This window comes from Micromonospora echinofusca (assembly GCF_017614955.1).
GTDB lineage: Bacteria > Actinomycetota > Actinomycetes > Mycobacteriales > Micromonosporaceae > Micromonospora > Micromonospora echinofusca_A.
In genome coordinates this window covers 1-10,087 of record NZ_WVUH01000269.1, presented here as the reverse complement: position 1 = coordinate 10,087, position 10,087 = coordinate 1, and the positions used below count along the sequence as shown (strand labels likewise).

10 protein-coding genes, 1 tRNA gene and 1 pseudogene are annotated in these 10,087 nt (G+C 73.3%); 8 read left to right on the top strand and 4 right to left on the bottom strand.

The window, feature by feature from the left end:
- The 3 genes and pseudogenes from GSF22_RS24750 to GSF22_RS24740 form a co-directional block, all read right to left on the bottom strand.
- A pseudogene (locus tag GSF22_RS24750) lies at positions 1-188 on the bottom strand (hypothetical protein); the annotation flags it as partial.
- 155 nt (positions 189-343) lie between these two features.
- A complete protein-coding gene (locus tag GSF22_RS24745; RefSeq protein ID WP_208816131.1) occupies positions 344-721 on the bottom strand; it encodes an FmdB family zinc ribbon protein in 378 nt (125 codons plus the stop codon).
- A gap of 105 nt (positions 722-826) precedes the next feature.
- Complete coding sequence (locus GSF22_RS24740) at positions 827-1,420, bottom strand: 5-formyltetrahydrofolate cyclo-ligase (RefSeq protein ID WP_208816130.1); 594 nt, start codon at positions 1,418-1,420, stop codon at positions 827-829.
- A gap of 108 nt (positions 1,421-1,528) precedes the next feature.
- On the opposite strand from GSF22_RS24740, the gene GSF22_RS35060 reads away from it, so the two are divergent.
- The 6 genes from GSF22_RS35060 (at position 1,529) to GSF22_RS24705 (ending at position 8,326) form a co-directional block, all read left to right on the top strand.
- Entirely contained in the window at positions 1,529-4,006 is a 2,478-nt protein-coding gene (locus tag GSF22_RS35060; RefSeq protein ID WP_307804286.1) for a diguanylate cyclase, read from the top strand.
- Between the two features lie 9 nt (positions 4,007-4,015).
- Positions 4,016-4,972, top strand: a complete 957-nt coding sequence (locus tag GSF22_RS24725; protein WP_208816129.1) for a UTP--glucose-1-phosphate uridylyltransferase — start codon at positions 4,016-4,018, stop codon at positions 4,970-4,972.
- Positions 4,969-6,264, top strand: coding sequence for a molybdopterin molybdotransferase MoeA (locus GSF22_RS24720; RefSeq protein ID WP_208816128.1), 1,296 nt, complete (start codon positions 4,969-4,971; stop codon positions 6,262-6,264). Before GSF22_RS24725 ends, GSF22_RS24720 begins: the two co-directional genes overlap by 4 nt.
- Positions 6,265-6,290: 26 nt before the next feature.
- Positions 6,291-6,893, top strand: a complete 603-nt coding sequence (locus GSF22_RS24715; protein ID WP_208816132.1) for a GNAT family N-acetyltransferase — start codon at positions 6,291-6,293, stop codon at positions 6,891-6,893.
- A 290-nt stretch (positions 6,894-7,183) separates the two neighbouring features.
- Positions 7,184-8,026 carry a divisome protein SepX/GlpR gene (gene sepX / locus GSF22_RS24710; protein ID WP_208816127.1) on the top strand — a complete coding sequence of 281 codons (843 nt, stop codon included), beginning with the start codon at positions 7,184-7,186 and terminating at the stop codon, positions 8,024-8,026.
- 226 nt (positions 8,027-8,252) lie between these two features.
- Positions 8,253-8,326: transfer RNA gene (locus GSF22_RS24705), tRNA-Ala, on the top strand.
- A 164-nt stretch (positions 8,327-8,490) separates the two neighbouring features.
- Here the strand turns inward: GSF22_RS24705 and GSF22_RS24700 are convergent.
- The gene (locus GSF22_RS24700; protein ID WP_208816126.1) at positions 8,491-8,778 is read right to left on the bottom strand and encodes a hypothetical protein; all 288 of its coding nucleotides are present in this window, start codon (positions 8,776-8,778) and stop codon (positions 8,491-8,493) included.
- A 229-nt stretch (positions 8,779-9,007) separates the two neighbouring features.
- Here GSF22_RS24700 and GSF22_RS24695 point away from each other — a divergent pair, with 229 nt between their 5' ends.
- A complete protein-coding gene (locus tag GSF22_RS24695) occupies positions 9,008-9,400 on the top strand; it encodes a YybH family protein (RefSeq protein ID WP_208816125.1) in 393 nt (130 codons plus the stop codon).
- Positions 9,401-9,476: 76 nt separating this feature from the next.
- Positions 9,477-10,043 (top strand): dienelactone hydrolase family protein, encoded by a 567-nt coding sequence (locus GSF22_RS24690; protein WP_208816124.1) that lies wholly within the window; start codon positions 9,477-9,479, stop codon positions 10,041-10,043.
- The last annotated feature ends 44 nt before the right edge of the window (positions 10,044-10,087 follow it).

The following is a 10,087-nucleotide window of genomic DNA, read 5'->3' as shown; positions in this document are numbered from 1 at the left end:
GTGGGGCCGGTGCCGGTGGACGCCGGGTCGCAGGACGGTGTGCCGCGCGAGTACAGCGCCCCGGCGGCGAGCAGCAGCAGCACCGCGACCAGCGCCCCACGTAGCACGGTGGCCCGGCGCGGCCAGGTCGGCCAGCGCACCGGGCGCAGGGTCGGTTCGGTCTCCCGGCTGTCGCGTCGGCCGGTCATCGCGCGCCTCCTCGCCGCCCCCGGCCCGCCGCCGATGGCGGTACCGGTGGGCAGCTGGAGGTTAGGCGTACGGCGCGGTCACCCGGGGCGTCCGACGGCCGGGCTGTGGACAACCGGGGCGCCTGTGGACAACGCCCGGGAGCGCGGTGGATCTGCTATGCGGAGGCGCTGCTGCTGGCAGCCTTGGTGGTGGAACCACCCGAGCCGGAACCACCCGAGCCGGAGCTGGAGCCGGTCGAGCTGCCGGTCGCCGAACCGCCGCTGGTCGAGCTGCCCGACGAGGACGAGTCCGACCCGCCCGACGACTCGGTCTTGGTGGCCGGCTTGGTGGTGCCGGGGAGGGATTCCTTGCCCGCCGTCCGGGAGTCCGTCCGGTAGAAACCGGAACCCTTGAAGACGATGCCGACCGAGTTGAACAGCTTGCGCAGGCGCCCCTGGCACGCCGGGCACTCCGTCAGCGGCGCGTCGCTGAAGGACTGCACCGCTTCGAGCTGGTTACCGCACGCGGTGCAGGCGTACTGGTACGTGGGCACGGTCTCCTCCGGATCTGGCATGCCTGGTTGGCACTCGACACGTTCGAGTGCCAATGGTGCGCCATCGGACCCTGGTTCGTCCAGCCGAGCCGTGACCGACGCCACTCACGGGGCGGACAGCACCCGTAACCCCGTGTCAGGAGTGACGACCGCCCGGACCGGCCGGTCGTGCGGCTCGGCGGGCAACCGGTCCAGCAGTTCACCATCGTGTAACAGGGCCACCGTCCAGGTGCCGTCCGGGACCCGGGCCAACGCCCGGTCGTAGGAGCCGCCACCCCGACCGAGCCGCAGGCCCCGACGGTCCACCGCCAGGGCGGGTACCACCACCAGGTCGGCGGTCGCCACGGCGGTCACTCCGAGCCCGGGTCCGGTCGGTTCCCGCATGCCCCGGCCGGCCGCCACCAGGGCACCCGGCCCGGCGTACGCCGCCCAGTCGAGATCCAGATCGTCCCGGAGCACGGGGAGCAGCAGTTCCGCGCCGGGTGGCAGGGCGGCGTGCAGCACCTCGGGCAGCTCCGGGCCACCCGGCTCGGAGCCCACCGGGACGTACCCGGTGACCCGCTGCGGGCGGAGCCGGCGGACCAGGTCGAGCAGTTCGGCGCGTACCCGTTGGGCGGCCGCGACCCGGGTCCCGGCCGACAGCGCACGACGGCGGGCGAGCAGCGACCGCCGCAGGTCGACCTTGTCACCAACTGTCACATCTGCTCCTTTTGGAAATTCTGGCACGCCACGCCCCTCGCGTAACGCTGATGAACTGGTTGCACTGTGTCAGCATCCAAACAGGTGCGGAACTTCCGGGGGGACCGAGTGACGCTGCGTGGACGGTTGACCACCGCTTTCCTCGCGGTCGTGCTCGGGCCGGTGCTGCTCGGCGCCCTCTTCGTCGGCGGCACCATGGCGGCCGTCGCTCACCAACGCTCGGTGGAGCGGCTCCACCTTGCCGCATCGGCTGCCCGGACCGCCGTCGGCGCGCTCTGCCAGCAGCTCCGCGCGACGGTCGACGTGCTCGCGATGACCCCGGAGGCGGCGACCCGGGCCGGTGCGGCCAGCCAACTCGTCACCCGTGGGGTCGCCAGCGCGGTCCGGATCACCGACCCCGCCGGGCAGACCACCTTCGTGACCCCCGACGCGCCCCCCGCACCGTGGACCGACTGCGCCGGCCGGACCCCGCCCGGCATGCCGGCCCGGGTCCTCGCCGCCCGGGTCGAGCTGCGCGACGTCAGCGGCGCCGACCTCGGTGCCGTGATCGCCGCCCAGTTCCTCGACACCGCGTTCGTGGCCCGGCTCGCCGCCGTCACCGGTACCGCCGTCACGCTCCTCGACGAACGGTCCGTCCCGGCGGCGGTCACGCACACCACCGAGGCGACGGCCAGCCGGGACGACGTGCTCGCCGCAGCCGGTCGGATCGCCGGTGACACGGTCGCGGAGACCGCCGACGGCCGTTACGTACGGCGGGTCGGCCCGTCACCCGGGCAACCCCTGCCGCTGGTGCTCTCCGTGCCCGCCGAGCATCCGCAGGGCCTCTACGCGGTCCTCGTCGGCGCCGTCGTCCTCGCCGGCCTGCTCGCCGTACTGACCGCCTGGCGGCTGGCCCGGATCACCACCCGGCCGCTCGCCGAACTCGCCCACGCCGTCGACCGGGTCGCCCTCGGCGACCTGGCCACCCGGGTGCCGGTCCGGACCCGCGACGAGGTGGGCCGGCTGGCCAGCACGTTCAACCGGATGACCCGGGAGACCGAGTCGTACGTGCGGGCGCTGACCACCAGCCGGGACCAGCTCCGGGGGCACCTGGCGGTGCTCGGCGACACCCTGGCCAGTACCCACGACCTGCCCCGCATCCTGCGGGTGATCCTGCGCAGCGCGATGACCGCGACCGGTGCCCGGGCCGGCCTGGTGCTGCTGGTCGACCCCGTCGGCGGTGTCCTGGTCGGGCAGTGCGCCGAAGGGCTGGACGGGCGGTGGCCGGTACCGGCGGGCCCCGGCCCCCACCACCCGGACCCGGTGGATCCGAGATCGTTGCGGGTGCCGTTGGGCAGCGGGGTGCTCGGGGCCGTCGCGGCCACCGGCAGACCGCAGCGTGGCCGGCCCGGAGCGGCCGGTACCGCCGGGTCCCCCGACGAGCCGCGCTGTGACACCTATCTCGCGGTCCCGTTCGCGGCACCCGGCCCGACCGCTACGGAACCGGTCCCGGGGATCGTCGGGAACGGCGTACGGGCGGTGCCCGGGAACGGTGCCCGGAAGACGGTGCTCAACGGTCCCAACGCCGGCATCAACGGTCCCGGCTCCGGCGTGGTCAACGGTCCCGGCACCGCCAGCGGAACGGGCATCAACGGGCCCGGTACCGCCACCCACGGTGCCGCCGGCAACGGCGGCCGGCCGGCGGCCGGGGAGAACGGTCGGGCCGGTACCGGCACCGGGCCCGCGCTCGGCGTGCTGGTGCTCTACGACTGCCTCGGCGGGGACGACTTCGACGACGCCGACCTGGACACCCTGCGGACCTTCGCCGGGCACGCCGCCATCGCGGTGGAGAACGTCCGGGTGCACGAGGAGGTCCAGCGGCTCTCCCTGACCGACCCGCTGACCGGGCTGTGGAACTACCGCTACCTGAAGGAGTCGATGCGTCGGGAGGTGGAGCGGGCCAGCCGGTTCGGCCGGATGCTCAGCGTGCTCGCCCTCGACCTGGACCGGTTCAAGGAGGTCAACGACACCCACGGGCACGCGGCCGGCGACGCCGTGCTCGCCGAGTTCGCCGGCCGGCTGCGCGCCGAGATCCGCGAGGTGGACCTGGCGTTCCGCTCCGGCGGCGAGGAGTTCGTGGTACTGCTCCCGGAGACCGACGCGCGTGGCGCGACGATCGTCGCCGAACGGCTCGGCGCGGCGATCCGGGCCACCCCGGTCACCGTCCACCCGCACCCCGGCACCCCGACCGGCCAGCGGCCGGTGGAGGTGGACATCCCGGTGACCGTCTCGATCGGCATCGCGGTCTTCCCCGACCACGCCGCCAACGGGCAGCAGGTACTCGACGCCGCCGACGACGCGCTGTACGCGGCGAAGGCGGCCGGTCGGGACACGTACCGGCTGGCCACCGCGCCCCCGGCGCGACCGGGTACCGCGCCGGTGCCGCCGGCCACCGCACCCCCGGCGCCGCCGGCCGGCGAGGTCGGCGTGCCGGCCGCTGCGGGTACCCCGGAGGACCCCCGACCGGCGGCCGGCGACCGGGCCGGCGCGTCCCCCGGCGGCGCGTCTTGCGGGCCACAACCGCCACGACAGAGCCGTGGCCGATAGTCTCGCGACATGTCGGAGCACTCAGCGTCCCCAGCAACGGCGACCTCCACCCCGGGCACGTCGGGGCGGGCGGTCAAGGCCGTCATCCCCGCCGCCGGCCTGGCGACCCGGTTCCTGCCCGCGACGAAGGTGGTACCGAAGGAGCTGCTGCCGGTCGTCGACCGCCCCGTGCTGCAGTACATCGTGGAGGAGGCCACCGACGCCGGCATCACCGACGTCCTGCTGATCACCGGCCGGGGCAAGACCGCCATGGTCGACCACTTCGACAGCCGGCCCGACCTGGAGGCCCGGCTCGCCGAGAAGGGCGACGCGGAGCGGTTGGCCGCGGTACGCCGCCCGGGTGAACTGGCCGCGATCTACACCACCCGGCAGCCCGAACAGCTCGGCCTCGGACACGCGGTCGGGTTCGCCGAGGCGCACGTCGGCGACGAGCCCTTCGCGGTGCTGCTCGGCGACGAGTTCGTCAAACCCGCCGAGCCGCTGCTGCCGGCCATGCTCGACCTCCAGGCCCGCACCGGCGGCATCGTGCTGGCCTTCTTCGAGGTCGACCCGGCCGAGACCAAGCGGTACGGCATCGCCTCGGTCGCGCCGGCCGAGGAGGGCCTGTCCGACCTCGGCGAGGTGGTCCGGGTGACCGGTCTGGTGGAGAAGCCAGCGCCGGAGGAGGCGCCGAGCAACCTCGCCATCCTCGGCCGGTACGTCCTGCCGGGGCGGATCTTCGAGGCGATCCGACGGACCAAGCCCGGCAGCGGTGGCGAGATCCAGCTCACCGACGCCATGGGGCTGCTGCTCGACGAGGGCACACCGGTGCACGCCATCGTCTACCGGGGCACCCGGTACGACACCGGCATGCCGCTGGGGTACCTCCAGACCGTGGTGCAGATCGCCTGCGAACGGGAGGACCTCGGCGCGGACTTCCGCCGGTGGCTCGGTGAGTTCGTGAACTCCGGCGGATCTGGTACATGACAGCGACGGCCGACGCCGAGGCGGCCGCGAACGAGTTGACGCCGCTCGCCGACTACCTGGGCAGCGTGCTGCGCAGGTTACGCGCGCTGCCCCCACTCGACCTCGACCTCACCCAGGCGTTCGGCAACGTCCTCGCCGAGGACGTCGTCGCGCCGCACTCGTTCCCGGCCTTCGACCAGGCCGCCGTGGACGGGTACGCGGCCCGCTGGGAGGACATCGCGGGTGCCGGCCGGGGGTACGCCCCGGCCGGCACGCCCGTACCCGTGCGGCTCAACGTGGTCGGTGACCTGGGCGCGGCGAGCTGGCGGCCGGTCCGGCTCACCCCGGGCTCGTGCTTCTCGGTGGCCGCCGGAGCGCCGCTGCCGCTCGCCGCCGACGTGGTCGTCCCGGTGGAGTGGACCGACCAGGGCATGGCCGCCGTGGAGATCTACCGCACCCCCAAGCGGGGGTTCGGGGTACGCCGGGCGGGGGAGGAACTGCCGGCCGGTACGCTGCTCGCCCGCGCCGGCTCGTACATCTCGCCGGCCCTGGTCGCGGTCTTCGCGGCCACCGGCATCGGACACGTCGTGGTCCGACCCAGCCCCCGCGTGGTGATCGTGGCCACCGGGGACGAACTGGTCGACGTCGGCCGGGCCAGCCAGCCCGGCCAGATCGTCGACGCCAACTCGCACGCGTTGACCGCCGCCGCCGCCGAGGTCGGCGCGCTGGCGTACCGCATCGGCATCTGCGACGACGATCCCGAGGGACTGCGGGGGCTCCTCGAGGACCAGACGTTGCGGGCCGACCTGATCATCACCACCGGGGGTACGGGTACCGGGCCGGGGGACATGGTCCGGCGGATCCTGTCCCGCCGGGAGGGCGGCCGGGCCGGGCCGGTCGCCTTCACCGAGGTCGCCCTCTATCCCGGCACCGCACTGGGATTCGGTACGGTCGGTGCCGAGGAGGTGCCGGTGGTCTGTCTACCCGGTGATCCCGGGGCCGCGCTGATCGGCTTCGAGGTGCTGGCCCGGCCGGCGATCCAGCTGCTCGCCGGAGCCGAGCCGGTGTTCCGGCCGAGTGTCCGGGCCCACCTGCTGGAGACCGTGTCGTCGCCGCGCGGGCTACGCGAGTTCCGTCCCGCGCACGTCGCCGAGCGACGCGGCGGCGGGTACACCGTGCAGCCGCTGCGCGGCGGGCCGTTCACCCTCTCCGGCCTGGCCGAAGCGAACGGGCTGCTGGTGCTCGGTGAGCGGGTCACCACGGCGGCGGCCGGCTCCACCGTGGACGTGCTCCTGCTGGACCGGCGCCGGTGAGGGCGGTCGGCTGGCCGGTCACCCTGATGGACGGCCCGGTGCTGCTGCGCCCGTACCGGCGGTCCGACGCGGCGGCCTGGTCGGAGGTGCGGCGGGCCAACCGGCCCTGGCTGGCGCCCTGGGAATCGTCGGTCGCCGGCCGGTGGGACGAGTACAACTCACCCTCCGCGTTCCGGTACGTCCATCGTGACCAGCGCCGATCCGCCCGCCGGGGCGAGGGCATGCCGTTCGCCGTCTGCCTCTACGAGGACGGCCGGGAGCGGCTGGTCGGCCACCTGAACCTGGGCAACATCGTCCGGCGGGCATTCTGTTCGGCGTACGCGGGATACTGGGTGGACGGCCGGGTGGCCGGTCGCGGGGTGATCCCGACCGCGTTGGCGCTCGCCGTGGACCACGCCTTCGGCCCCGGTGGCCTGCACCGGATCGAGGTGAACATCCGGCCGGAGAACGGCCCGTCCCGGCGGGTGGTGGAGAAGCTCGGCTTCCGCGAGGAGGCGTACCACGCCCGGTACATGCACATCGACGGCGCCTGGCGTGACCACATCGGATACGCGCTGACCAGTGAGGATGTCGCCGCCGAGGGGGGCCTGCTGGCCCGCTGGCACCGGTTGCGGGCGGCCACCGTCTGAGAACGCCCGAGTCCTCGCGCGACCCGCGTGGCGCTCCCCGGCGACCCGCGTGACCAGCCTCGACGGTCGGGGTGGCGCTCCTCGACGGTCCGTGCGGCCCGCCTCGGTGATCTGTGCGGCCCGCCCGGGGGTCCGGCGCGGCGCACAATCTTCCTGGTCGGCGGCCCGTAACCTCAAGTAACTGGTAGATGCGGCGGTTGACGCCTGCCCGCACGATCTGCGTACCGAGCCCCACTCGGGTGAAGATCCTGCGGCAGGCGGGCGGTTGCCCGAACTGGCTGACGGGAGGGGTGAGGGTGCCGACCTCGGTGCTCCTCGCCGTCCTCGCCGCCGCCGGTCTGCTCGCCCTCGCGCCGGCGCTGGTCCGCCGGTACGACGCCACGGAGCGGCTGGTGGCGGAGCGGGCGCAGTCGACGGCGCGGGTGCTCCAGCGCCGCCGACGGACCCGTACTGTCCCCGGCCGGCGGCCGGTCAACCCGTGGCGGAGCAGAATCGTGCCGCTGCCCGCCGGGTCACCGGACACCACCGTGAGCGCCGCCGACCACCTCGGCGGCCGTGGTGCGGGCGCGACGGGTACCGCCCCGTCGGTCTCCGCGCCGCCCGCCACCGGCCGCCGACGTGGCGGCCTGCGCATCGTGCCCCGGCAGGCGGGCCGCGCCCGACGCCGTCCGCCCCGGCGCCGGCACGCCCCCGTCGTGTACCGCCGACGGCGGGTCCTCGCCGCCCTGCTCCTGCTCAACCTGGTGGAACTGGTCGGGGTGGTGGTGGTCAGCCCCGGCTTCTGGATCGGCTTCTCGGTCACCGTCAGCCTGCTCGGCGCGTACGTCGTACACCTGCGGGGTCAGGTCCTGGCCGAGCGGCGCCGGCGACGGGCACGGGCCCGGGAAGCGGCCTGGCTGGCGGCCCGACAGGCCGAGGTACGCCGGGAGCAGGCCCGTCGGGCCGCCCAGCGCCGGGAGACGCAACGTCGGCTGGCTGCCCAGCGGGAGGCGGTACGCCGGGCGGCTATGGGGCTGGACCGGCCGGACGACGTACCGGCGGCGGCGAGCGGGGGCGGTTCGGTCTCCTACCGGCGGTCCGGTGGCCTGCGTGGGCGCGCGTACGAGGCCGGTCGCGGCTCCCACTCCGCCTGAGCCCCTGCCCCGCGCACCTGACCCGTTGATCATGGAGTTGTGGTGGCCCTTATCGCCCTTAAGGTAGCTTTTGTGTGGCACCACACCTCCATGATCGACCGGTGAGGGTGGGCGGTGAAGTGGACACGCGGGGGTGATTCGCGGGGCGGGCACCCGACCTGTTAGCCTTGTCGCCGGCCGCCCTTCCGGAGGTGGCCGACGCCGGTGTGAGATTGTGACCGGCGGAGGGGCTGTGGCGCAGACCGGTAGCGCACCTCGTTCGCATCGAGGGGGTCAGGGGTTCAAATCCCCTCAGCTCCACCCAGTTCAAAGGCCGTTTCCGTCAGTCGGGGACGGCCTTTTCCCATCCCGTTGCAGCAGCGGTTCAGACGTCGAACTGCCCCGAGACCTCCGAGGGCGGGTTGTGCGGCGTCGAGGTGGTCCCGTCCGTCGCACTCATGGGATCTGCTGCTCGTAGACATGCCCTACATGTCCCAGGCGCCGAACCCGTGGGCGCCGCTGCTGCCGCTCCGGTTGCGATGCTCGTCGAATTGTTTGCGAGCTTCATTCGACGCCTGCTGATGGCGAAGCTGGCTGTCGATGTCGGGTGGGACCCTCCGGGAGCGGCGCCACAGCCAAACTGTCACGCCGACCGCCACCAGGATGATCAGAAAAACGAGCCACCGCATTGTGACCTCCGCCTGTCTGGCGATCACAGGTCGATCAGCAACCTGTGGATCCGTCGTTGCTCTCAGTATGCGCAGCTCGGTCAACCAGGTGCTTTGCCGAACCGCGACCACTCGTCGTCATCGCCGGGTGGGCCAGGAACGGCCCGGTCGGGCAACGGCCTGCCTGGGCCTGTGGCTGGCTGCACGGCGGCAGACTGAATGACGACTGTCCATCATGAATACCGGTACGGGCATCCGGCAGCGTATTGGCGGCGAGGCGGGATCCGGCGGATCCCGCCGTACCGCACCTGGTCAGGTGGAAAGCTGACTTCCTGTGGACAGGAAACAGGTGACCGACTGGGTCGGGGCGTACGAGCGGGCGTGGCGGACGCCGGGGACGGAGGTGCTCGCCACGATCTTCACCGAAGAGGCGAGCTACCTTCAGAGTCCGTACTGGACACCGGTCGTCGGGCTGCCGGCCATCGCCCGGATGTGGGACGAGCAGCGCGCCGGCCCCGACGAGGTTTTCCGGATGACCAGCGAGATCGTCGCCGTCGAGGGCGATACTGCGGTGATCCGGGTGGAGGTCCGGTACGGCGATCCGGTCGACCGGGAGTACCGCGACTTGTGGATCATGCGTTTCGCCGGGGACGGGCGCTGTAGCTCGTTCGAGGAGTGGCCGTTCTGGCCGCCGCAGCAGCACCCCTCCCCGTCGGGCGGAAGCTGACCCACGTCGTCCGGCCAGCCCCGGAGTGGCCGACGACGGTACCCCGGGTCGTTGCAGGTCGCCGTAGGGTGGGCGGGTGACCGAGATCCTGTTGTTCCACCATGCGCAGGGGCAGACCCCCGGCTTCCTCGCCTTCGCCGAGCAGTGGCGGGCCGCAGGGCACAAGGTGCACACGCCCGACCTGTACGACGGTGCCACGTTCGGAACCGTGGACGAAGGGGTCGCCCACGCCGAGTCGGTCGGATTCGACGAGATCATCCGACGGGGGTTGGCCACTGCGGCCGGACTGCCGGGCCGCATCGTGTACGCCGGTTTCTCTCTCGGGGCGTTGCCGGCCCAGTCACTCACCCAGACCCGTCCCGGCGCCCTGGGCGCACTGCTGCTGCACAGCGGGGTACCGACGACGACCTTCGGAAGTCCGTGGCCGGCCGGTACCCCGGTGCAGTTCCACGCCATGGTCGACGACGAGTGGGCGGAGGTCGACGTCCTCCAGGAGCTGTCCCGGGAGATCGCCTCGGCCGAGCTGTTCCTCTATCCGGGTAGCGGTCACCTCTTCGCCGACCCGAGCAGCGACGACTACGACGAGCCGGCGGCGGAACTGCTGATGCGCCGCACCCTGGAGTTCCTCGACCGCCTCGACTGACCGGGAACGGAGACCGACCAGGGAGCGAGAACTGGCCGGGAAGG

What these genes read in the sequence shown, in the direction of transcription:
- GSF22_RS24725 (WP_208816129.1), top strand. Translation starts at nt 4,016, where the DNA reads ATGTCGGAGCACTCAGCGTCCCCAGCAACGGCGACCTCCACCCCGGGC.
- GSF22_RS24720 (WP_208816128.1), top strand. Translation starts at nt 4,969, where the DNA reads ATGACAGCGACGGCCGACGCCGAGGCGGCCGCGAACGAGTTGACGCCG.
- GSF22_RS24715 (WP_208816132.1), top strand. Translation starts at nt 6,291, where the DNA reads ATGGACGGCCCGGTGCTGCTGCGCCCGTACCGGCGGTCCGACGCGGCG.